This is a genomic window from Endozoicomonas sp. ALC013 (assembly GCF_049310205.1).
In the GTDB taxonomy this organism is placed as follows: Bacteria; Pseudomonadota; Gammaproteobacteria; order Pseudomonadales; family Endozoicomonadaceae; genus Endozoicomonas.
In genome coordinates, this window is record NZ_JBLYNS010000005.1 from 21,448 (window position 1) to 44,245 (window position 22,798).

General features: G+C 50.0%; 19 protein-coding genes and 1 pseudogene. 16 read left to right on the plus strand and 4 right to left on the minus strand.

The window, feature by feature from the left end; all coding sequences use genetic code 11:
• Positions 1-4 precede the first annotated feature (4 nt).
• Both ACO6V1_RS02100 and pepN read left to right on the plus strand, forming a co-directional pair.
• Complete coding sequence (locus ACO6V1_RS02100) at positions 5-883, plus strand: DUF2797 domain-containing protein (protein ID WP_422465611.1); 879 nt, start codon at positions 5-7, stop codon at positions 881-883.
• 49 nt (positions 884-932) lie between these two features.
• Positions 933-3,590, plus strand: a complete 2,658-nt coding sequence (gene pepN / locus ACO6V1_RS02105; RefSeq protein ID WP_422465613.1) for an aminopeptidase N — start codon at positions 933-935, stop codon at positions 3,588-3,590.
• Positions 3,591-3,720: 130 nt separating this feature from the next.
• Here the strand turns inward: pepN and ACO6V1_RS02110 are convergent, their stop codons facing one another.
• Positions 3,721-4,221 carry a lipocalin-like domain-containing protein gene (locus ACO6V1_RS02110; protein WP_422446075.1) on the minus strand — a complete coding sequence of 167 codons (501 nt, stop codon included), beginning with the start codon at positions 4,219-4,221 and terminating at the stop codon, positions 3,721-3,723.
• Between the two features lie 359 nt (positions 4,222-4,580).
• Between ACO6V1_RS02110 and ACO6V1_RS02115 the strand changes: the two genes are divergently transcribed.
• The 4 genes from ACO6V1_RS02115 to ACO6V1_RS02130 all read left to right on the plus strand — a co-directional run bounded on the left by ACO6V1_RS02115 (position 4,581) and on the right by ACO6V1_RS02130 (position 10,433).
• Positions 4,581-5,612, plus strand: a complete 1,032-nt coding sequence (locus ACO6V1_RS02115; protein ID WP_422446073.1) for a YCF48-related protein — start codon at positions 4,581-4,583, stop codon at positions 5,610-5,612.
• 89 nt (positions 5,613-5,701) lie between these two features.
• Positions 5,702-8,071: an efflux RND transporter permease subunit gene (locus tag ACO6V1_RS02120; RefSeq protein WP_422460706.1), complete on the plus strand. Its 2,370-nt coding sequence runs from the start codon at positions 5,702-5,704 to the stop codon at positions 8,069-8,071.
• 181 nt (positions 8,072-8,252) lie between these two features.
• A complete protein-coding gene (locus ACO6V1_RS02125) occupies positions 8,253-9,551 on the plus strand; it encodes an OmpP1/FadL family transporter (protein ID WP_422460708.1) in 1,299 nt (432 codons plus the stop codon).
• 156 nt (positions 9,552-9,707) lie between these two features.
• Positions 9,708-10,433 carry a hypothetical protein gene (locus ACO6V1_RS02130; RefSeq protein ID WP_422446069.1) on the plus strand — a complete coding sequence of 242 codons (726 nt, stop codon included), beginning with the start codon at positions 9,708-9,710 and terminating at the stop codon, positions 10,431-10,433.
• Positions 10,434-10,480: 47 nt separating this feature from the next.
• Here the strand turns inward: ACO6V1_RS02130 and ACO6V1_RS02135 are convergent, their stop codons facing one another.
• Positions 10,481-11,239, minus strand: coding sequence for a sulfite exporter TauE/SafE family protein (locus tag ACO6V1_RS02135; RefSeq protein WP_422446067.1), 759 nt, complete (start codon positions 11,237-11,239; stop codon positions 10,481-10,483).
• 181 nt (positions 11,240-11,420) lie between these two features.
• Here ACO6V1_RS02135 and ahpC point away from each other — a divergent pair, with 181 nt between their 5' ends.
• The 6 genes from ahpC (at position 11,421) to ACO6V1_RS02165 (ending at position 15,286) form a co-directional block, all read left to right on the plus strand.
• Positions 11,421-11,990 carry an alkyl hydroperoxide reductase subunit C gene (gene ahpC, locus ACO6V1_RS02140; protein WP_422446065.1) on the plus strand — a complete coding sequence of 190 codons (570 nt, stop codon included), beginning with the start codon at positions 11,421-11,423 and terminating at the stop codon, positions 11,988-11,990.
• Positions 11,991-12,183: 193 nt separating this feature from the next.
• Positions 12,184-13,767 carry an alkyl hydroperoxide reductase subunit F gene (ahpF, locus tag ACO6V1_RS02145; RefSeq protein WP_422446063.1) on the plus strand — a complete coding sequence of 528 codons (1,584 nt, stop codon included), beginning with the start codon at positions 12,184-12,186 and terminating at the stop codon, positions 13,765-13,767.
• Positions 13,768-13,927: 160 nt separating this feature from the next.
• Positions 13,928-14,221 (plus strand): DUF1016 N-terminal domain-containing protein, encoded by a 294-nt coding sequence (locus tag ACO6V1_RS02150; RefSeq protein ID WP_422446061.1) that lies wholly within the window; start codon positions 13,928-13,930, stop codon positions 14,219-14,221.
• Entirely contained in the window at positions 14,203-14,508 is a 306-nt protein-coding gene (locus tag ACO6V1_RS02155; RefSeq protein ID WP_422446059.1) for a PDDEXK nuclease domain-containing protein, read from the plus strand. Before ACO6V1_RS02150 ends, ACO6V1_RS02155 begins: the two co-directional genes overlap by 19 nt.
• Entirely contained in the window at positions 14,505-14,852 is a 348-nt protein-coding gene (locus tag ACO6V1_RS02160) for a hypothetical protein (protein ID WP_422446057.1), read from the plus strand. Before ACO6V1_RS02155 ends, ACO6V1_RS02160 begins: the two co-directional genes overlap by 4 nt.
• A 29-nt stretch (positions 14,853-14,881) precedes the next feature.
• Positions 14,882-15,286, plus strand: a complete 405-nt coding sequence (locus tag ACO6V1_RS02165; protein WP_422460710.1) for a hypothetical protein — start codon at positions 14,882-14,884, stop codon at positions 15,284-15,286.
• Between the two features lie 14 nt (positions 15,287-15,300).
• Here the strand turns inward: ACO6V1_RS02165 and ACO6V1_RS02170 are convergent.
• Positions 15,301-15,432: pseudogene (locus ACO6V1_RS02170) on the minus strand (SDR family oxidoreductase); the annotation flags it as partial.
• A gap of 158 nt (positions 15,433-15,590) precedes the next feature.
• The gene (locus ACO6V1_RS02175; RefSeq protein WP_422446163.1) at positions 15,591-15,923 is read right to left on the minus strand and encodes an SDR family NAD(P)-dependent oxidoreductase; all 333 of its coding nucleotides are present in this window, start codon (positions 15,921-15,923) and stop codon (positions 15,591-15,593) included.
• 113 nt (positions 15,924-16,036) lie between these two features.
• On the opposite strand from ACO6V1_RS02175, the gene ACO6V1_RS02180 reads away from it, so the two are divergent.
• The 4 genes from ACO6V1_RS02180 (at position 16,037) to ACO6V1_RS02195 (ending at position 22,717) form a co-directional block, all read left to right on the plus strand.
• Positions 16,037-17,098, plus strand: coding sequence for a homeobox domain-containing protein (locus ACO6V1_RS02180; RefSeq protein WP_422446053.1), 1,062 nt, complete (start codon positions 16,037-16,039; stop codon positions 17,096-17,098).
• A gap of 113 nt (positions 17,099-17,211) precedes the next feature.
• Positions 17,212-18,225 (plus strand): homeobox domain-containing protein, encoded by a 1,014-nt coding sequence (locus ACO6V1_RS02185; protein ID WP_422465615.1) that lies wholly within the window; start codon positions 17,212-17,214, stop codon positions 18,223-18,225.
• 478 nt (positions 18,226-18,703) lie between these two features.
• Positions 18,704-20,272, plus strand: coding sequence for a long-chain-fatty-acid--CoA ligase (locus ACO6V1_RS02190; RefSeq protein WP_422465617.1), 1,569 nt, complete (start codon positions 18,704-18,706; stop codon positions 20,270-20,272).
• 228 nt (positions 20,273-20,500) lie between these two features.
• A complete protein-coding gene (locus ACO6V1_RS02195) occupies positions 20,501-22,717 on the plus strand; it encodes a YgiQ family radical SAM protein (RefSeq protein ID WP_422446047.1) in 2,217 nt (738 codons plus the stop codon).
• Positions 22,718-22,798: the final 81 nt, after the last annotated feature.

The following is a 22,798-nucleotide window of genomic DNA, read 5'->3' on the forward strand; positions in this document are numbered from 1 at the left end:
AACTGTGTCCGAAAGTACCATCACCGGATCTCTCAGCAAAATGCATTCAGACCTGTTGACCGGGACTGACAGCAGCAAGAGCCAGGTTACCTACCAACTGCCCGTTGGCGATCAATTGCTGCCATTGAATGAGCTGCTGGGACAAAAGTTGTCCATGCAGTACCAGGGGGAAATTCATTGCTGCCACTGTGGCCGGAAAACCAAAAAGAGTTTTAACCAGGGCTTCTGCTATCCCTGTTTTAAAAAGCTGCCCCAGTGTGACAGCTGCATTATGAGCCCGGAAAAGTGCCATTATCATCAGGGCACTTGCCGTGATCCCGCCTGGGGAGAAACATTCTGTATGACAGATCATGTCGTCTATCTGGCCAACTCATCCGGTTTGAAAGTTGGCATTACCCGGTCAACCCAGGTGCCAACCCGCTGGATTGACCAGGGTGCCACGCAGGCCATGCCATTTATTCGCGTGGCGACCCGTCAGCAATCGGGGCTGCTGGAAGTGATTTTCAAGGAATTTATCAATGACCGGACCAACTGGAGGGCTATGCTGAAGGGGCCCGCTGACCCTCTGGACCTGCAGGACACCGCCCGGGAACTGTTGGACATGAACCATAGTCGGATTACCGCATTGCAGGAGCAATTTGGCCTTCAGGCGATACAACCTTTGGCAGGTGTCAAGTCAGTAGATATCGACTCTTCTGCCGTACTGAATATTGATTACCCGGTGATTGAATACCCCGCCAAAGTGACATCCCGATCCTTTGACAAGGAGCCGTTGATTGAAGGCACGCTATTGGGTATCAAGGGACAGTATCTGATTTTTGATCATGGTGTGGTCAATATTCGTAAACATACCGCCTATCAGGTGAGCGTGGCTGTTAATTAATCACAGTCCCTGTGCAAACGCTTATGAAAAAGACAACAGGATGGACAAGATGAAAGACTCGCAACCAAAAGCGATTTACCTGAAAGATTATCAGGCACCTGACTACTGGATTGATCAGACCAACCTGACCTTTGATCTCTTTGAAGACCATGCGATGGTTACCTCAGTGCTGAGTATTCGTCGTAATCCTGATAACCCGTCAGCCAGCGCGGCAGAAAACGTTCAGGAGAACAAGCTTCCTGAGCTGGTACTGGTGGGGGATGACCTTGAACTTCTTTCTCTTGAAATGGATGACCAGCCATTCACGGACTTCAGGGAAGAGGATGGTTTTCTCAGGATTGCCGCACCCACAGAAGCGTTCACTTTAAAAACCGTCTGCCGCACCAGGCCCCAGGAAAACACCTCCCTGGAAGGGCTCTATAAATCCAATGGTATGTTTTGTACCCAGTGCGAGGCAGAAGGTTTTCGCAAGATTACCTACTACCTGGACCGTCCTGATGTGATGTCCCGGTTTATCACCCGAATCACCGCCGACAAGGCAGCGTATCCGGTGCTTCTCTCCAATGGTAATGATATTGAACGTGGCGAACTGGACCATGGCAGGCACTTTGTCACCTGGGAAGACCCCTTCAAAAAACCAAGTTACCTGTTTGCTCTGGTCGCGGGTAATTTGCAGTATGTGGAAGATCACTTTACCACCATGAGTGGCCGTGAGGTGACGCTGAGGCTGTTTACCGAAGCGCACAATATTGACCAGTGCGATCATGCCATGATCTCTCTGAAGAAATCCATGAAGTGGGATGAACAGGTCTATGGTCGTGAATACGATCTGGATATTTTCATGATCGTCGCCGTTGATCATTTCAATATGGGTGCCATGGAAAACAAAGGGCTGAATATCTTTAATTCAGCCTGTGTGCTGGCCAGTCCGGAAACGGCGACAGATGCCCGCTTTCAGCGGGTTGAAGCGATTGTTGCCCACGAGTATTTCCACAACTGGTCCGGTAACCGGGTGACCTGCCGGGATTGGTTTCAGCTGAGCCTGAAAGAAGGTTTTACCGTGTTCCGGGATTCGGAATTTTCCGCGGATATGAACTCCCGGGGGGTAAAACGCATTGAGGATGTCAATATTCTCCGTACCGCCCAGTTTGCCGAAGATGCCGGGCCGATGGCGCATCCGGTAAGACCTGAGTCGTTTATTGAGATTTCCAATTTCTACACCGTCACCGTTTATGAAAAAGGGGCGGAAGTCGTACGGATGATCCATGGTATTCTCGGGCCAGAGGATTTCCGTAAAGGGTCAGATATTTACTTTGCCCGCCATGATGGTCAGGCCGTGACCTGCGAAGATTTTGTCAAAGCCATGGAAGATGCTTCTGGTCGCGACCTGGGGCAGTTCCGTCGCTGGTACAGCCAGGCAGGTACGCCAGTACTTAAGGTTAGTGATGAATACGATGAAGAGAACAGGCAGTACCGCCTGACCATTGAGCAATCCTGTCCCGCGACACCGGGGCAGAAGGAAAAGCTGCCGTTCCATATTCCGGTACGTATTGGCCTGCTGGACGGAGAAGGTGAGGATCTGCCGCTTAATAACGCAGGAGACACCGATCAGGTACTGGATGTCAAACAGGAAAAGGAAACATTCACCTTTGACAATATAGAAGAGCGCCCACTGCCTTCTATATTAAGAGGGTTCTCTGCGCCGGTGCGGGTCCGTTATGACTACTCCCGTGATGACCTGCTGTTCCTGATGGAAAACGACAGTGATCACTTTAACCGCTGGGATGCCAGCCAGCGCCTGGCCAGTGGTGTGATTGATGAAATGGTGGCGGCCCTGGAACAGGGCCGGGAGTGCAGCCCGGATGAAAGCCTGATCAAGGCGTTTGGGACGATTATCACCGATGAGTCACTGGATCTGGCGGTAAAAGCCGAGATGCTGTCATTGCCATCAGAAGCGTCCCTGGCGGAACAGGCGATTGAGGTTTACCCGCAGTTTATTCATCAGGCACGCTTGACCGTCAAGAATGCGATTGCCTCTGCGCACCGTGAGTCGCTGGAAACTCTGTGGCGCTCTTTAAGCATCAATAAGCCTTACCGACCTGAAGCAGAAGATATTGCTGAACGCACGCTGAAAAATATCAGCCTGTCCTATCTGACCAGTCTGGATGATAAAAGCATGTTGGCGCTGGCGGAGCAACAGTATCACGGCGCGTCCAATATGACCGATCGTTTTGCGGCACTGGTCAGTATCGTTAATGCTGGCTGTCAGAATCGTGAGCTGATTGACGAAGTGCTGGCGGATTTCCTGGAACGTTATCAGGATGATACCAATGTTATGGACCAGTGGTTGTCGGTACAGGCCGCCAGCCCATCACTGGGAACCCTGGAACATATTCTGGCACTGATGCAGCATGAGATTTTTGATGCCACCAGTCCGAATAAACTGCGTTCTGTGCTGGGTGGTTTTGCCGGCAATATGAAGCAGTTTCACCGTGTGGATGGCCTGGGGTATGAGTTTCTGACGGATCAGCTGCTGGATCTTGATAAGAAAAACCCGCAGATTGCTGCACGGCTGATGACGCCTTTAACCCGCTGGCGTAAATTTGAGCCTGGCTGTCGTGAACGTATGCGTAAGGCATTGGAGAGAATTAAAGCAACGCCCGGCCTTTCTTCTGATGTTTATGAAGTAGTCACCAAGAGCCTCTGAGGTTTCGATTTAAGCCGGCTTCCTGAATAAGGTGCCGGCTTCCACAAGAATTCGCCCCATTCGTCCGGCGGCACAATAGCAGCGCTGGTTACATGACCCCAGCTTTTGGCATGTAAATCGATGGCAATGATTAAGCCGTGCGTTTCCACACCAGCTTATCGGCGAAGTCACCATCGGTGGCGCTGAGGGTTAGCAGGTCACCGTCAAACTCATACTTTCTTTCCAGAACAGTACCTGTCCACTGGGGTATCAGACTGTTTTTAATATGGTGTTGTACCATATCTCCGTTCACAGTAAATGGGCCACAATAGGCAACATAACCCATGCCGGAGCGGCAGAAGAGTTCTTTCAGTCGATCAAACTTCTGTTGTTTTTCAGCGGTCAATTCTGGTGCCTGGATACCTGCCGGGGGGGCGAGTTGCATACGAGCGGCAAACAGATGGCGACGATCCTGCGGTACGGGTGGACGATCTGTTTCCATCAGTGTGGCTGATACCCAACCGTTTTCAGTGTAGATAATATGGCCTTCGGAATTACCGTCAAATGGGTAGACAACATAGCCGGATGGTTTGTGGGTAACGGACCATTCCTCAAGAGCCCAGACGCCGACAAAGTCGTTAGTGTCAATCATTCTGTGTTCTCCTGCCAGGGGCTGTTGCCACCTTGGTGCCTTGATAGGACGAGCTGTTTATTATTCATGACAGGTGCCTTTTTTTATTGTTTTTTGCAAATATAAAACCGTTGGCTCGGCTAAAGCAGCCGTATACTAACACAAATTGCCGTTTATTATGCTCAACAGCCGCTGACAAAGCTGGTTGCTATCGGCAGCGATACCCTGCAATGAACACAACATGTTCAAGCGGGCAGATGGCTTTTTTTATCCACAATCGTTTTATTTTCACTATCTGCACCCGGATATACTTCGCTGTTCAATAATGTTTGTTTATACTCGTCTCACTAAAAAAATAATATAAAAAGAAGGGAAGTCGTATGCCTGTTGCCATTCTGTCTTTCGTATTACTGTCTGTTGCCATTCTGTCTTTCGTATTACTGTCTGTTGCAATCTTGTCAGCCGAATCGGTGTATGCCTTACCTTCAAAGTCTCCTGTTGACCGCCCGGCGGTCCAGTCCATAAAGGCAGCCAACAGTCTTCTACTGGATGTGACCCGCACTGATGGTGGTGTAAGGCTGGTTTCTGTCGGTGAGCGTGGTCACATTGTCTACTCCGATGATCACGGGGTCAGCTGGCAGCAGGCCAGTGTGCCAACCATGCAAATGCTGACGGCGGTGCACTTTCCCTCAGAAACGATTGGCTATGCCGTCGGTCACGATGCCATAGTACTGAAGACAGAAGATGGTGGCGAAACCTGGCAACAGGTGTATGTTGATCGTGAGGCAACAGTACCACTGCTGGATGTATGGTTTAGCGACAGCCTTCACGGCTTTGCCGTGGGTGCGTACGGTTACATTATTGAAACGGTAGACGGCGGCAGGAGCTGGGAATTTATCGATGACCGTATCGCCAATGACGATGAGTTTCACTACAACGCTATTAACGACGATGGTCAGGGCAACCTGTTTCTGGCCGGTGAGGCCGGTATCCTCTTTCGCTCTTCTGACGCGGGCCATTCCTGGGTAACTTTGGAGAGCCCGTATGAAGGTTCCTGGTTTGGTGTAAGTGGCGGGCATGGTCGTGTTCTGGTTCATGGTTTGCGGGGGAATATTTATCAGAGTGCGGACCTCGGGGAGACCTGGCAACCACTCAGCTCCGGTACCGATCAAACCCTGTTTGGTTCCACCAAACTGACCGATGGCAGTATTGCGCTGGTTGGCAATTCCGGGGCGGTACTGACCGGGTCTGGCGCGGAGCTGGCTTCAGGTACCAACAGTGGTCTGTCGGTTTCACACCGGCCGGACCGGATGACACTGAGTGCACTGGCACCCAGCAGCGATGGGTTTATTGTGGTTGTTGGCCAGGGTGGTGCCTACCGGATGACCCTGGAAGGCAGGGTGTTGGAGTAAAAACAGCTTTAAACGGTTTTATATTGTACGACTGTGAACGTGTTTGAACCAGACCATAAAAATAATTAAAAAATCCGGGGCAGCCAGTTATGTCGTCTTTTCATCATTCATCCCAATCCTCTCTATCCAGAGAAGGCAGCGAACCAATAGTGGAACGGATGATTTTCAATAATCGTCTGCGGGTTTGCCTGTTGTTCCTGCTGGTATCACTGTTTCTCACCTGGCAGCTGGTGACCGGACTGCGGATGGATGCCAGTTTCCAGAAAATGGTGCCACTGGAACACCCTTTTATCCAGAATATGCTTCGTCACATGGAAGAGGGGGGCAACTCCGGAAATACCATTCGCATAGCGGTGGCTCCCCGGGATGGCGATATTTTTTCCGCTGAGTATATGGAGTTGCTCAAGCAGATTAATGATGAAGTGTTTTATCTTCCGGGGGTTGATCGAAGCAATCTGAAGTCCCTCTGGACGCCATCGGTTCGCTGGATTGAAGTAACGGAAGAAGGCTTTACCGGTGGGACGGTGATTCCTGACACCTATGACGGCAGTCGGGCCAGCCTGGACCAGCTTCGGGAAAATATTCTGAAATCCGGCCAGGTCGGAAGGATCATTGCCAACGATTTCCGCTCCAGTATCGTCAGTGCCCCGTTGTTTGAGAAACATCCGGAAACCGGCGAAAGCCTGGATTACCAGCACCTTTCTGCCCAGCTGGAAGTACTGCGCAGCAAATATGCGGCACAGGGTGTTGATCTGCATATTACCGGAATTGCCAAGATTTTTGGGGATCTGTTTGAGGGTGTGAAAGCCATTGTCTGGTTCTTTATTATCGCCCTTGGCGTTACCAGCCTCCTGTTATTCCTTTATTCCCGCTGTCTGAAAAGCACTTTTATTCCGCTGTTGACGTCCATCATAGCGGTGGTCTGGCAGATGGGTCTGTTGGCTACCCTTGGCTATGGTCTTGATCTTTACTCGGTCCTGGTGCCTTTTCTGGTGTTTGCCATTGGCGTGAGCCACGGTGTCCAGATCATTAACAGTATCAGTGCCGAAACGGCCCGGGGGGCAAACGCCCTGACCGCTGCCCGCCGGACATTCCGAACCCTGTATATTCCCGGTATGGTGGCACTGATTTCTGATGCCATCGGTTTCCTTACCCTGCTGGTGATTGATATTCAGGTGATTCAGGATCTGGCGATTACCGCCAGTATCGGGGTTGCGACCATCATTTTAACCAACCTGGTTCTGCTGCCTGTGCTGATGTCGTTTATCACAGTCAGCAAACGCTCCGTTGACCATGCCAGAAAGAGCCAGCAGAAGGAGTCCCGGGTCTGGCAAGTGGTCGCCAAACTGGCCAGCCCGAAGGTAATGCCGGTGTCTATCCTGATTGCCCTGCTGGGCTTTGCTGCGGGCGCTTACAAGGCAACTGACCTGAAAATTGGTGACCTTGACCCCGGTGCCCCGGAGTTTCATCCGGACTCCCGCTACAACCTGGATAACCTGTTTATTAATAGCCATTACGCCACCAGTGCCGATCTGTTCGTCACCTATCTGGAAACTCAGCCCGAAGGTTGTAGCCGTTATCCGGTGATGGATGCCATCGACCGATATATGTGGCATATGGAGAATGTGCCGGGGGTTCAGTCTGCGCTCTCGCTGGTCACCGTGTCCAAGCAGGTGATTAAAGGGCTGAATGAAGGAAGTTTGAAATGGCAAAGCCTCTCCCGTAATCCTTATGTGCTGAACAACTCGGTGGGGAATGCGGCTGCACTGTTTAATGCCGACTGTTCCAGTGCACCGATTATCCTGTTCCTGGATGATCACAAGGCCGAAACACTGGAGCGGGTGGTTCAGACAACTCAGGCGTTTGCTGCTATCAATAACACCGAAGAGTTCCAGTTTGTGATGGCCAGCGGTAATGCCGGAGTAGAAGCGGCCATCAATGAGATTATTGCCCAGGCGCAGAATAAAATGCTGTTCTGGGTGTATGCGGTGGTCAGTATTCTCTGCCTTATTACCTTCCGTTCTGTGAAAGCGGTGCTCTGCATTATTATTCCACTGGGGCTGACTTCGGTGCTCTGTCAGGCGCTGATGTCCTACCTTGGGATCGGTGTGAAAGTGGCGACCCTGCCGGTTATTGCCCTGGGTGTGGGGATTGGCGTGGATTACGGAATATATATCTACAGTCGTTTAGAGAGTTTTATGAGGCAGGGTATGTCTCTGGAAGAAGCCTATTACGCAACGCTGAAAATAACCGGTAAGGCTGTCACCTTTACCGGGGTGACACTGGCCATTGGGGTCGGTACCTGGATCTTCTCGTCGCTGAAGTTTCAGGCGGATATGGGGATTTTGCTGACCTTTATGTTTGCCTGGAATATGGTTGGGGCTATTTGGTTGTTGCCTGCTTTGGCCAGGTTGTTGCTGGTGCCTCGGGTTGGGGGAGGGGTTTTGGCTGAAACATAAAAAAGTTGGCAGTGGGCAGTTGGCAGTGGGCAGTGGGTAGGTTTTTGTTGGGTAGTTATTTGTTGGTGGTTCATTGCTTTTCAAATTGAAACAAATGTATTAGTATCCGATCACGAAAAGTCACACGACATTCGCACAATAATAAAAATGCACCTTAAGATGTGCCTGAAGGGAATTACTAATGAAAAAAATCAATCAATCCCTCTTTGCCCTGTCGACACTGACACTGGCCATGCAGGCTGGTGCTGCTGGTTTTGCTCTGAATGAATCATCAGCGGCTGCAGCAGGTACGGCTTATGCGGGGCGGAACTCCAATGCGCAAGATGCTTCTATTTTGGCGGCTAACCCTGCGGGAATTGCACTGCTGGAAGAGCGGCAGGTGACTGTGGGTGGCGGTGTGGTTGTGCCAAAAGGTGATTTTAAGGGTACAGGTACCACTCCTTTAGGACCTACTAGCAGTAGTAACGATGAGTTTTTGAATACTTCTGTTATCCCATTTGGCTATTTCTCAATGCCTGTGGATGATCAGCTCTCGTTTGGTTTCGGTATATATGCGCCATTTGGTTCGTCCACAGATTATGATGACGACTGGGCAGGGAAATATTTTGCCGATGAAACTCAAGTTACTATCGTTAATTTCCATCCAACAGTCGCCTATAAGTTTTCTGATCAGCTCTCTTTGGGTTTAGGTGTTTTCGCTACCTATGGAGAAGGAGAACTCAGCCGCTTTGTTAACCCTCTTTCACCCACTGATAATGTTGTGATCAAAGGTGATGATGTGGCTTATGGCTGGAATATTGGTGCGATTTGGCAGCCACAAGAGTCAACATCCATGGGTGTTAGCTATAGATCAAGTATTAAGCTGAAGCTAAAAGGAGATGCTACTGGAACTGGTTCTATCTGGAATGCTTTAGGAGGTAGTGCAACGGAGAAAGCCAAGCTAGACATAACCTTGCCAGAGACCCTGGAGTTCAGTGCTACCCACGAGCTGGATGATCGGTGGACAGTAATGGCCGGAGCAACATGGACTCGATGGAGCCGGTTTGACAAGCTGGTCATTAGTTCTGATCAAGGAACTGGCCCTGTTTCTGGAGGTGATCCTTCAGATGCAGCAGTAATAACATATGTACCTGAAAACTGGAAAAATGTGTGGGCGTTCGCTGTTGGCGGTAGCTATAAATATGATGATAATCTCACCTTAAAAGCAGGTTATGCATTTGATCAAAGTCCAGTTAAAGATGAGTTCAGAACAGCTCGGATTCCTGATAGTGATCGTAACTGGCTGACACTTGGTGCCAAGTATGAGTTGGGCAATGACTGGACGGTAGATGCTGCTTATGGATATATGTTCGGATCCAAAGTAGAGATTGATGAGAAAAACTATCGATCTAATGGAAGCCCCGCAGGAAACCTGAACCTCAAAGGCGAATACAACAACACCGCCCACGTATTCAGCGCATCGGTAACCAAACGCTTCTAAAACCAAAGGGGCTTGTCTGAGCCTGTAAAAGTGATTGTAAAAGAAAAGCCCGGCCGTCGCCGGGCATTATTTTTTCTGCGGGTGGTGAATTTGTTGACTACTTTGTTGATATGAATAAATTAACAAAAGAAATCCCATGGGGGGGTATGAGTGCTAATGTATACACCTGCTTCACTTCAGCTCACCCTGGCGGCGCAGTCACTCCCTTCCGATAGTGAGATTGCCAGTGGCAAACAGGTATCTTCAAGGGCTGAAAAAAATGCTGGTACGTCTTTTTCAGGTCATATAATCAATGATTTCTCAGAGGCATGTTCAGGTACATCGACGTTAATGCCTGACTCAGATGGTGTTGCTGAAGCAAAGTTGGAAACCCCCAGTGACGAGCCAATAGTTTGCCGTTCTGTTACCTCTGCTGACGAGCTTTGCAGGAGAATCCGCCTGTTGACTCATTCAGCTTCCAGACCGTCCACCAGTGCAAATATTTCGCTTCCGGACATAAGAGAAGAGTGTGCTCATGATCCTCAGCCAGATATGGTACAGAAAAAGTATGTCCAGAATTTACATGGAAAATACGATTTCCAAACGCTGCGCATTAGCTTGATTCGGCAACATTTACACCAGGCACTGGAACCATTGCTATCTCTGTTGGCTGAGGACAAAAATGTAAACGGCGTCGTCAGGCATAAGGAGGATCCCCTTGTCGTATCCGTCGATATGGGGGCTTATAATCAGGGAAAGCTCCCTTCCTTAGGGCCCCATTTTGCTTCTCTGCTTATATACGAGGCTGATGATTCCCGCTACCCCTATGTATTCTGGGATACTGAAGGTTGCATTACGGTTAACAACTTGCTTCTGATCCGTTACAGTACGCCGGCTTTTTAATTGCCTGTTGCCGTTAAAAAACCTGTTCCCGTTAAAAAACCTTCTCGTTAAAAGAATAACGCCGCAAAACACCCGCAAACGGTCATTACCAGCAGTAGCTTTTTCAGTGTGTCTGGTTTGGCCTTAATGGCAAACTTTACGGAAAGATGTGCGCCAATGATATAGCCGATGGACAGAACCAATGCCGGAATCCAGGCCACCTGGTCACGGGCAATAAAGACGACCAGGGCCACTACCGTAAAAGCCAGGGTGCAGACCAGTTTCAGGGCATTGCCCCGCACCAGATCGTAACGGAGAACGCCACATACCGCCGCCAGCAAAATAAAGCCGACACCTGCCTGCACAAAGCCGCCATAGAATCCGGCTATGGCCAGGCCGACCCACGATTTCGGTGAGTCTGCCACTTTCAATGGCACAGTGCCTTCAGGTGGAACAATCATGGCTGGCCGCAGTACCATAATCAGGCTCATGGTGACCATGGCTCCCAGCAGCATGGGCTTTAATGCCCACTCCGGGCTGTAAGACGCGGTCACTGCCCCCGCCAGACCTCCCGCCAGGGTAGGGATCATCATGGGCAGAATCTCTCCAGTCTCCAGACGATTATGTTGCCTGAAGCCCAGGGCACCGGTCAGGCTCTGCAGGAAAATGCCAACCCGGTTGCTGGCATTGGCAATATCAGCGGGCATGCCCATGACCATCAGGGCTGGCAGCGTCAGGTTGGAACCTCCCCCTGCCAGTGTGTTGATGATGCCTGCCAGTATGCCCAGTGTAATCAGTATTGCGGATGATACTACCGTGACTTCCATAAATCGTTCCTGTTGTCGCCTTTTTGTTCGGGGAACCGAGGCTTTGTCAATTAAGTAAATCTATTAGGGGTATTCTTTTAATTAATTTTGATGTTCGATGGTTTGGCCGTAATCTTTATCACGTGAAAGACAAACGTTAAACCAGAAAACACTCTCCAAGAGAAGCGAAAAGGAAAATCAAATGACTCAATCTCTGATTAACACTGTGATCAAGCCATTCAAAGCCACTGCTTTCCACAAAGGCGAGTTTATCGATGTGACCGAACATAGCCTGCTGGGCAAGTGGTCAGTGGTCTTCTTTTACCCGGCTGACTTCACCTTTGTCTGCCCAACGGAACTGGGTGATCTGGCTGACCATTACGAGAAACTACAGTCCCTGGGCGTCGAAGTGTACTCCGTGTCAACGGATACCCACTTCACCCATAAGGCATGGCATGACAGCTCTGAAACCATCAAGAAAATCCAGTTCCCGATGATCGGCGATCCAACCGGCACCATCACCCGCAACTTCGGTGTGATGATTGAAGAAGACGGCCTGGCACTGCGTGGCACCTTTGTAATCAATCCTGAAGGTGAAATCAAGGCCATCGAAACCAACGACCTGGGCATCGGCCGCTCAGCCAAAGACCTGGTGCGTAAGGTACAGGCTGCCCAGTACGTCGCTGAGCATGACGGCGAAGTTTGCCCGGCCGCATGGCAGCCAGGTGAAGAGACTCTGGCACCGTCCCTGGACCTGGTTGGCAAGATCTAAGTAATAGATTACCGCTGATAGCCTGCCCGGACAGCCTGTTCGGGCAGGGCTCAAAGGCTGACCAGGAATACTGAATAAACCGTTGTTCAATATTCCTGGTCAGCTTTACAGAGGCTTGTCTGAGAAGCCCGGTCAGAACAAGCCTGATCGAAGCAAGTAAGACACCATTTTTATCATAAACAGGGGTGCGACCATGCTCGACACAAATATGAAAGTCCAGTTACAGAGTTACCTGCAAAACCTGAAAACAGCCGTTGAGCTGATGGTATTTCTGGACGACAGCGATAAGTCAGCGGAAATGGCCGCCTTGGCCAACGACATTGCCAGCCTGTCTGACAAGGTATCTGTCACCAAATCAGACAGCAGCAATGAGCGCAAACCCTCCATGCTGGTTCGCTCGGCGGCAACGGGCAGTGAAATCCGCTTTGCCGGCCTGCCCATGGGCCATGAGTTCACCTCCCTGGTACTGGCGCTGCTACACAGTGGAGGTCACCCCATTAAGGTGGATGATTCCGTGGCAGAGCAGGTAAAAGCACTGGAAGGTAACTACCGCTTTGAAACTTACGTTTCCCTCAGCTGTCAGAACTGCCCGGATGTGGTGCAGGCGCTGAATATCATGTCAGCCCTGAATCCCAACATCACCAATGTGATGATCGATGGTGCCTTGTTCCCGAACGAAGTGGACGAACGGAAAATCATGGCCGTACCCTCGGTTTACCTGAACGGTGAACTGTTTGCCCAGGGTCGTATCTCTCTGCAGGAAATCCTGAACAAGCTGGATACCGGGGTAGCAGCGCGTCAGGCCGAAGCCATTGCTGAAAAAGCACCGTTTGATGTGCTGGTGGTTGGCGGTGGCCCTGCCGGTGCCTCTGCTGCCATCTACAGTGCCCGAAAAGGCATTCGTACCGGTATTGTGGCGGACCGTTTCGGTGGTCAGGTGATGGATACCGTTGGTATTGAAAACTTTATCTCCGTTAAGGCGACGGAAGGCCCTAAACTGGCCGCAAGCCTGGAAGAACATGTCCGCGACTATGACGTGGATATCATGACTCAACAGCGTGCCAGCCGGATTGTGGCGGCGGAGCAGGTCGGTGATCTGATTCAGGTTGAGCTGGAAAGTGGGGCAACATTGCACAGTCGCTCACTGGTTATCGCTACCGGTGCCCGCTGGCGGGAAATGAACGTGCCCGGTGAGCAGGAATACCGGGGTAAAGGCGTCGCCTATTGCCCACACTGTGATGGCCCACTGTTCAAGGGGAAAAAAGTCGCCGTCATTGGTGGTGGTAACTCCGGTATTGAAGCAGCAATCGATCTGGCAGGTATTGTTGAACATGTCACTGTTCTGGAGTTCGACAGCAAACTGAGAGCAGATGAAGTGCTGCAACGCAAGGCCCGCTCCATGGGTAATATCGATATCATTACCGAAGCACTGACCACTGAAGTGCTGGGCGATGGTGAGAAAGTGACCGGACTGCGTTACACCGACCGGGCAACGGATAACAGCAATACAATTGAGTTGTCGGGTATTTTTGTCCAGATTGGCCTGGTACCTAACGCCGAGTTCCTCAAGGGCACTCTGGAGTTAAGCCCACGTGGTGAGATTATCACCGGTGCCCAGGGGGAAACGTCTCTGCCCGGCGTGTTTGCGGCCGGTGATGTAACCACCGCACCTTACAAACAGATCATTATTGCAATGGGCGGTGGTGCAAATGCGGCGTTGGGTGCCTTTGATTACCTGATCCGGACGCCAGAGCCACAGCAGCAGAAAGCGGCTTGATTGTCGGTACTTTGGTATTTTGACATAAAACTTTTGAAGTTGTCATAAAGCTTTATTTTTGACCAAACAGACCTCGGTAACAATACTTCACGTGTTGTATAACCGAGGTCTTTTTTTATGTACTGCAGAAAACCCGGGAAATCCAGGGTTAACAATATTCATGTCGACGACAAATAAACAACCATATTTTGACTGGCCAACCTTGTTTCCCACGGTTATGTATTTCAGGGCTTTTTCACATCATCAAATTGTCTCGACACTGTCTAGACAATTGCACTGGAGCAATTTTCTGGAGCTGATCTACCTGAAAGAGCCGTTGGCACGAGACTTTTATGTGCAAATGTGCGGCATTGAGCGCTGGAGTGTTCGCACCCTGCGAAAACAGGTGGGAAGCTTGCTTTTTGAACGGACTATGGCTGCAAAACAGCCCGAAAAGTGCTTGAGGCGCGACTGAATGCCCTGCAAGAAACTGGCAGTATAGAGCCCGAGGTTTTGCTGAAAGACCCTTATTTACTGGATTTTCTCAATCTCAATGACCGCTACCTGGAAAAAGATCTTGAAGATGCCATTTTGTTGCGGGATATGGAGCAGTTTCTATTGGAGCTGGGCAAAAGCGGTATTCATGTGGCTGACTATCTGACCAGCCTGCCTCCCAGAGAATTACTGGAAGCCCGGTTCCAGCAAGCCATAAACAACGCTCGCCAGCGTCTGGCCAATAAAACCAGTGAGTCGTCTTCATGAGCATGGATGTCAGCAAAGAGATCGAGTTCCAAAATGACATTATCGCCCGAATGCAGGCCAATGGCTGGCAGCTGGGCAAGCCGGAACATTATGATCGGACGACAGCACTCTATACCGCCGATGTACTGTCGTTTGTTAAAGGCACCCAGCCCAAAGAGTGGCAGAAGTTCTGCAAGGTTTATCTGCAGGATTCTGAGGCGCACTTTATCAGGCATCTGGAAGGCACAGGCAGTGTTCAAGTAGAGCTTCTGCAATTGCTGATGCTGTTTTGCGGCAGCTTAAGTAATAGGTTTTATCAAAACCGTCCAGCGTTAATACAGTGCGTGCTGTTTTGTCATGATTAGCAACTCAATATTTTCATGATTGATCAGTAATGGTCTATGTTTCTTTGGATTATAAAAAAATTATTCCAATTGCATGTAAAGGTTATATTGATATGAACACTGTAATAACCAAACAATCCGTTCCAACAAGTCAACCCGATACAACAAGTCAACCCGTTATAACAAGTCAACCCGTTCCAACAAGCCAACACATGCTGCAAAAAGTAAGTGAAAGCCGTGTCAAAAAGGCCGGTAACTGCTTGGCCAATACCGGCGGTGGAGTATTTTTTGGCTGGGTGTGTGCAATGTATTGGGGCGCTAGCTATCCTGCACCCATACTTACCGGGGTACTTGTCGGCTGCTTAGCTACCAGTGGCTCCGAAACAATAACAAAAATTTATAACAGAGTCATAACTTCAAAACCCCCGGCCGAGCAAGCACCTGAAACGGTTTGAACATTTGTTATGGGTTATTGCACCGGTTGACCGGTATGGAGTTCCAGACCGCCTGACACCGGCAGGTTAACGCCATTGCAGGAGCGGGAGGCATCGGAGGCGAGGAAGTACATGGCCTCGGCCACCTCTTGCGGGGTGCAGATGCGTCCTAGGTGGCTGACCGAGAATAGACTGCCCTACTGCGGTGGCAGCAAATTGGTCTAAAAATCCGCTTTTGTTCGGCAAATAGCCCCGCTATTCACCTCACAAAACCGAATTTTTATCCTCAATTTTCTGCCATTCTCGTTACGGGCGCTATTCTCGGTCAGCCTCCCAGGGGGTTAGCCTGGTTGAACTGATCGACGACATCGGTCGGGTTGGCCAGAAACATCGGCGTTGCACTGGCAGAAGGGCAGACATTATTCACCCGAATATTGTACTTGCCATAATCCAGGGCCATTGCCCTGGTCAGATTGACCACCGCTCCTTTTGCAGCATTATTAGCGGCCATGTTGTAGTCACCGTTCAGTTCGGACACCGAAGCGGTGTTGACGATAGTACCACCGCCGTTGGCAATCATGGATGGAACAAAGTATTTACTGGTCAGGAAAATGGATTTCACATCCACAGCGAACAGCGTGTCCCAGTCCTTGTGAATGGATCTGAGTCAGCACAGTGTCACCTTAAATACAGAAAAAACTTTTACAGCTCATTAGATTTTTTGACGCACGCGTCTAGTATGGTTCTACCTACAACAAATTGGCTGATGTTATGGATCCAGCAGCGCTTTCTAAAAAATCACCTGACATGTTGTCTGATGTAGTTAGCTCATCCAGAACAGTTGATACTCGTCTAGCCAGTACACCAGAAGTTAGAAATACGGCAGTTTATGGCAGGTTTTCCATAGCACGAACTTCTGATGCGCAGCCAGTCCATGGCGTGGATAGTGTAATACCCATGGTACCACAGGTAAGGGAACTTTCCCCTCTTTACATGTTTGGTTACGGAGTTTCAAGTGTCGATAATATACCAAGGAATTTGTCCCTGTATAATCATTATGCCATGGCCCCGGCGCTTGACCATTATCACCTGGGAGTACAGGCAGGGTTTGATATGGGCTCTGTTTACCGGTCACCTTATCGGATTGCTACTTCTACCCAGGTAGTGGATGTGGGTGGGGAGCCTTGTTCGTCAGCTTCTGCTGATACGGTAAAGAGCAAAGCTGATACGGTAAAGAGCAAAGCTGATACGAGCGAAATGGATGCCCAGCCAGTAGAACCTGAGTTTCTGGCACGTAGATTGCGGACCACCTTTCAGGATTGGCAACTTCAGAAACTTAATAATGCTTTTAAACGCAACAAGTATTTAACAACGTTTCAAAAGTATTCATTGGCTTCAAAGTTGAAGGTAAAAGAATCACAGGTACAAATATGGTTTCAGAATAAAAGATCGGCCATGAAAAAGCAGGCCTCTTTAGCCAGAGAAAGCAAAAGTGCTCGGTCTGTCACGGCATCGAAAGCAGCTGCTTCCCGGGTCCGTTCGACGAAGCAGCCAATGCCTTCAGCATCACGGCAGGAAGTTGGTGCTCAGCAGAGATATGAATTACTGCGCGAGAGGAAAGTAATCAGCTCGGCTATGGCTCAATCACCAGATGAAGCGTTGCAGTTAATATCAGCGAATCTCAAAGATATTCCTCAGGCACAATCTCCCCTTTCACTTGCTGACTATAGTCAATCCGGCAGTTCCGGGCCCGGACTTCCTGCAACTGCTCCAAGGGTTGAATTAACTGATGCTGATGATGAGTCATATTCTTTCACCTCAACTGAAACATGAGCTGGCAACTAAACGTCAACAGGCTTTACAGAATAACTTCTACCTGTTGACTGGATTTTTTGATGCTTGTATCTATTACCTATAACTAACTGGCTGATTTCATGGACCCTGCAGTGCTTTCCCCCGACCAATCTGGCACATCGTTGCGTGGCGCAGTTAGCGCATCTGAAAATGCTGACCCTCGTTCAGCCTCTGGACCAAAACCTGAAAATGCGACTTTCTGCGGCAGGTTTGCTGCAGCCCATCCTGATACTGAGCCAGTTTATTCCGGGCAAGAACCAGTTTGTTCTGTGGATGGATTATTACCCTGGACGTCACAGGCAAGGGACTTTATTGCGCTGGATAGATTTGGTATGGGAGTTGCCAGTATTGGTAATGTGTCAAGGAATATTCCCCTGCTTGACCAGCCTGCCATGGCATCAGCGTTTCCTCCTTATCACAATAGGCATCAGGGACTGGCTGGGCCTGATATGAGTTCTGGTCCCTGGCCTTTTGACCGGGCCGTTACTTCCACCAGAACAGCGGATGATCCGGTAGGAAGTTGCCAATCAGTTCCTTCAGGGAAGATAACGAGCCAAGCTGATACGAGTGAATCATATCCCCGGCAGGCAAGCACGGAACCTGCAGTACTCAGAAAACGATCATATGTGCCTGAATGGAAAGCTAAACAACTTGATAAGGCATTTCAATGCAGGGCTTATGTAACAATCCAGGAACGAGCTTTTCTGGCTTCAGAGCTTGATATGACAGAAGAGGAGGTTAAATTATGGTTTCAAAATAAAAGAACGAATATTAAAAAACGGTGTTTGTTGGATAGTGTAAAAAACAGCGCTCAAAATATGATGCCATCAAGAGCGGTTTCACGGGCCTTGGGGGATCAACAGCAAAGTGCTTCATTGCCCTGGCGTGGGTTTGGTGTGAATCAGACATATACATTATCTTGTGAGAAGTATGTAATCAGCAGTACTGTGGCTAAATCACCAGTTGAAGCGTTGGAAGATATGTTAGTACACATCGAAAGGAGTCCCGCAGTACGATTTTCCCGTTCAGTCGCTAATTACTGCCAATCCAGGCTTGCTCAACCTGAATCCTCTGCAACGACTTCAAATACTGCTCCGGGGAACTGAATAAGGTTGGTAATAAGCCAACTGTCGGCTTATCCATGATGGGCGACTGCAAAGGGAACACCAGGTGGCTGATAGCCATCTGACCTTTCTCACTGAATCAAGGTAAGGTAGCACTATCTTCATTTTCCACAATCTTCACAATTGCCTCAGGGCAAAAAGGATTTCTTTTAAGTCGGCAGAGTTCAGACCGGCGTAATCAGACGGAAATGGTCTTCTGGGTAGTGACTGATGGGCAACCGGTATGCCTGTGATAGATAACGAGCTGGCCATCTTTTTTCTGCCAAGTCTGCTTTTCAGCAGGCTGAAGCATTACTGCTCCATGCTCAGATAACCTTTACCTTCCTGCCGTTTGTTGATATGGATTTTGACAACATCATCACGTCACAAACCAGTCTGTTTTAAAGTGTCAGTTTGAGCTTTCACCGGTAGGTGTCTATGTTCTGGGGAGTCCATTTTATTTCCCCGGGGTGTTGGTTTCATGCCCAATCTTGCTGATTTCCTGTTCCGGAGCGCTGCTGTTTATCCCGATAAAACCGCCATTGTTGCGGGTGAACGGCGTATCAGTTATCAGGTATTAAAAGATACGGCAGCCACTATTGGTCAGGGGTTGCAGCAAACAGGTATCCGGCCCGGTGACCGGGTGGCGGTCAGTTGCCCGAATATTCCCCAATTCATGATGGTTTATTACGGTATTCTCAGTGCCGGTGCGGTTGTGGTGCCGTTGAATATTCTGCTGAAGCCAAAAGAGATCGCCTATCATCTTACCGACAGTCAGGCTGTCGCCTATCTGTGTTTTCAAGGTTCGGATGAACTGCCATTGGGGCAGTTTGGACTTGAAGCCTGTCAACGGGTGAGCAGCTGTGAACACTTTTTTGTTATTACCGTAGACCTCAGCCAGGATGAATGGCGAGGTGAGTCCACGCTATCCGCATTGCTATCCGGCGGCTCAATGGCCGACCCGCAGGACAGGGCCCCGGAAGATACTGCCGCCATTCTCTATACGTCCGGCACCACCGGACGGCCAAAAGGTGCTGAGCTGACTCACTATAACCTGTCGATGAATGCGCTTATCTGCTCGGCCTTATTGATGACCGGTGTCAATGATAGTCATCTGGTGGTTTTGCCGTTGTTCCATAGTTTTGCCCAGACGGCCCATATGCTCCATGCCGTGGCATCAGCATCCACCATGGTGTTGATGGTTCGTTTCGAGGCATTGACAACCCTGAAGCTGCTGGCGCAGGAGCAGATCAGCTATTTCGCTGGTGTACCCACCATGTATATTGCCCTGAATGGTGCGCAGGCGGAGTTGTCTGCCGGTGAACGACAGGCCATTACCGATAAGTTGCGGTTGTGTGTCAGTGGTGGAGGCCCTATGCCTGTAGATGTTTTGCAGGCATTTGAGGGCAATTTCAACGTCACCCTTCTTGAAGGTTATGGTCTCTCGGAGACGTCGCCGGTCGCCTGTTTCAATACTCTGGATCAGGCACGCATTCCCGGCTCCATTGGTCGGCCGATTCCCGGTGTAGCACTGAAAGTGGTTGACGATGAGGGAAATGCTCTGCCTTTTGGTCAGGATGGTGAGCTGGCCATTCGTGGTCATAACGTGATGAAAGGGTACTTTAACAAGCCGGAACAGACGGCAGCGGTGTTGCAAGATGGCTGGTTCCGAACCGGCGATATTGCCCGCTGTGATGAAGCGGGTAACTACTACATAGTAGACCGGAAGAAAGATCTGATTATACGTGGCGGTTTTAATGTTTACCCCCGTGAGGTTGAGGAGGTGTTGCTCGCTCATCCCGATATTATGCAGGCGGCGGTCATTGGGGTACCTGATGATTATTACGTTGAAGAGATTATGGCCTGCCTGATCCTGCGTGAAGGTTGTGAGCTGTCGCCGGAATTGGTGAAGACCTGGGCACGGCAACAGCTTGGGGACTACAAATACCCGCGCTATGTACGGATTTTTCAGGAATTCCCGCTCAGTGCCACGGGTAAAGTATTAAAGAGAGCGTTGCGAGAGCAGGTGAAGGGAGAGCACTTACGGTAGACATTAAAAAGTAACCGGTTTTCTGACATGAATTCCTTAATGTCTACCCTGAGAGGGAGAGCATAAAGGGCTGTAGTCTTCGTTGTATTGACAGTTTTTTATGGCAATGGGCCGGTTTGTCTTATTAACCTTTCGCTATTTGGTGGTTGTTGATTTAAATACCGGGGTAGGACTGACGGGCGATTTCTGTGAAAATAGCCGGTTTTTCATCACAGCACCCAAGAATCCATGCCCACACCGAAAACCGCACCGGACCTTTTCTCCTATCCCAAGTACTGGGCTGAATGCTATGGCACGTCGCCCTGGTTGCCCATGTCCCGTAAAGAGATGGATGCGCTTGGCTGGGATTCCTGCGACATTATTATTGTGACCGGCGACGCCTATGTTGACCACCCCAGCTTTGGTATGGCGGTGATTGGCCGTTTCCTGGAATCCCAGGGTTTTCGGGTTGGGATTATTGCTCAGCCGGACTGGAGCAACCCGGAAGATTTCAAACGGCTGGGCAAGCCAAACCTGTTCTTCGGTGTGACTGGCGGCAACATGGACTCCATGATTAACCGCTACACTGCCGACCTGAAAGTGCGTAATGACGATGCCTATACACCGAACGCACAGCCGGGCAAGCGACCGGACCGGTCGGTGATCGTCTATAGCCAGCGCTGTAAGGAAGCATACAGTGATGTTCCGGTGGTGCTTGGTGGTATTGAAGCCAGTTTGCGTCGTATTGCCCAGTATGATTACTGGAGTGATGAAGTGCGTCGTTCCGTATTGATCGATGCCACCGCCGATATTCTGCTTTATGGTAATGCCGAGCGGGCGCTGGCCGAAGTGGCGGATCGATTGGCGAAAGGCATGACCATTCGGGAGATTGATGATATCCGGGGAACCGTGGTGATAAAACCGGCGCTGCCTTCCGGCTGGACTGAAATTGATTCATCACGGATTGACTGGCCCCGGGATATTCAGTCCCTGGAAGAAGCTTATGGCCTGAGCCCTTATGCTGAGGTAGAAGAGACGGTTTGTGATAGCAAAACCGGCAATCAGCCTGAGTCAGCGGGTGAGAATGACGTGCAGCCGGTGCGCATTATCCCCATGCCTCTGCATCGCAACCAGCAGCTGGACCCGGCCTCCACCTGCATACGGTTGCCATCATTTGACAAGGTGCGCAAAGACCCGGTGCTTTATGCCCATGCTTCCCGGGTACTGCACCAGGAATCCAACCCCCATAATGCCCGGGTGCTGGTACAGAAGCATGGCAACCGTGAACTCTGGGTGAACCCGCCACCCATCCCCCTGGCAACCCCTGAGATTGATGGTGTGTTTGGCCTGTTTTACCAGCGTCGTCCACACCCGTCTTATGGCAATGCCAATATTCCGGCCTACGAGATGATCAAAACCTCGGTCAATATCATGCGTGGCTGTTTTGGAGGGTGTTCTTTCTGTTCCATTACTGAGCATGAAGGTCGTATTATCCAGAGTCGCTCCCATGAATCGGTGATTGCCGAACTGGAAGATATTCGGGAAAAAGTACCGGGCTTTACCGGGCAGATATCCGACCTGGGTGGTCCAACCGCCAATATGTACTATCTCAATTGCAAGGATGACAAGATCCAGGCCAGTTGTCGTAGACTTTCCTGTGTCTTTCCGGGGATTTGTAAAAACCTGAAAACCTCCCACAAGAAGACCACAGAGCTGTATCGGAAAGCCCGTGCCCTGCCGGGTATCAGGAAAATTGCCATTGCCTCCGGCCTGCGCTATGACCTGGCGGTGGAAGACCCGGAATATGTGGAAGAGCTGGTGACGCACCATGTGGGTGGCTATTTAAAGATTGCCCCGGAACATACGGAAAAAGGCACCCTCGATCTGATGATGAAGCCGGGGATGGGCACCTATGACGCCTTTAAAAAGATGTTTGAACACTTCTCCCAAAAGGCAGGTAAAAAACAGTATCTGATTCCTTACTTTATTGCCGCTCACCCCGGCTGTGAAGATGAAGATATGTTGAACCTTTCTTTATGGCTGAAGAAAAACAAGTTCCGTGTGGATCAGGTGCAAACGTTTTATCCATCGCCCATGTCGCTGGCCACGGCCATGTATTATGCCCAGAAGAATCCGCTGAAGCGGATCAGCTACAAAAGCCCCCGTTTGTATACGCCAAGAACATTGGATCAGCGTCGTTTGCAAAAGGCCTTTCTCCGTTACCATGATGCGAAAAACTGGCCCTTCCTGCGCCAGGCCCTGCGGGATATGAATCGTTCCGACCTGATTGGTTCCGGTAAGCATCAATTGATTCCGGAAGAGGAAAACAAGGGGCAAAGAAGATCTGGCCAGCGGATACAATCGCAGGGTGATTTCCAGAAAGCCCGGGGCGGTCAGTGGGATAATCGCAATTCCAGAACATCAAAGAGTCCAACATCCCGGCAGAAAAAAGGTCGGGGCAGGTAAACTTAATGACCGTTTAAATATCTCCCGGGCATGGGAATGAACATTGTGTACATGGTTTCAATGAGTTTGACGAGCACAATC

Coding starts and splice junctions, on each gene's coding strand:
- pepN (WP_422465613.1), top strand. CDS start 933: ATGAAAGACTCGCAACCAAAAGCGATTTACCTGAAAGATTATCAGGCA.
- ACO6V1_RS02110 (WP_422446075.1), bottom strand. CDS start 4,221: ATGATTGACACTAACGACTTTGTCGGCGTCTGGGCTCTTGAGGAATGG.
- ACO6V1_RS02115 (WP_422446073.1), top strand. CDS start 4,581: ATGCCTGTTGCCATTCTGTCTTTCGTATTACTGTCTGTTGCCATTCTG.
- ACO6V1_RS02120 (WP_422460706.1), top strand. CDS start 5,702: ATGTCGTCTTTTCATCATTCATCCCAATCCTCTCTATCCAGAGAAGGC.
- ACO6V1_RS02125 (WP_422460708.1), top strand. CDS start 8,253: ATGAAAAAAATCAATCAATCCCTCTTTGCCCTGTCGACACTGACACTG.
- ACO6V1_RS02130 (WP_422446069.1), top strand. CDS start 9,708: ATGTATACACCTGCTTCACTTCAGCTCACCCTGGCGGCGCAGTCACTC.
- ACO6V1_RS02135 (WP_422446067.1), bottom strand. CDS start 11,239: ATGGAAGTCACGGTAGTATCATCCGCAATACTGATTACACTGGGCATA.
- ahpC (WP_422446065.1), top strand. CDS start 11,421: ATGACTCAATCTCTGATTAACACTGTGATCAAGCCATTCAAAGCCACT.
- ahpF (WP_422446063.1), top strand. CDS start 12,184: ATGCTCGACACAAATATGAAAGTCCAGTTACAGAGTTACCTGCAAAAC.
- ACO6V1_RS02150 (WP_422446061.1), top strand. CDS start 13,928: ATGTCGACGACAAATAAACAACCATATTTTGACTGGCCAACCTTGTTT.
- ACO6V1_RS02160 (WP_422446057.1), top strand. CDS start 14,505: ATGAGCATGGATGTCAGCAAAGAGATCGAGTTCCAAAATGACATTATC.
- ACO6V1_RS02165 (WP_422460710.1), top strand. CDS start 14,882: ATGGTCTATGTTTCTTTGGATTATAAAAAAATTATTCCAATTGCATGT.
- ACO6V1_RS02180 (WP_422446053.1), top strand. CDS start 16,037: ATGGATCCAGCAGCGCTTTCTAAAAAATCACCTGACATGTTGTCTGAT.
- ACO6V1_RS02190 (WP_422465617.1), top strand. CDS start 18,704: ATGCCCAATCTTGCTGATTTCCTGTTCCGGAGCGCTGCTGTTTATCCC.
- ACO6V1_RS02195 (WP_422446047.1), top strand. CDS start 20,501: ATGCCCACACCGAAAACCGCACCGGACCTTTTCTCCTATCCCAAGTAC.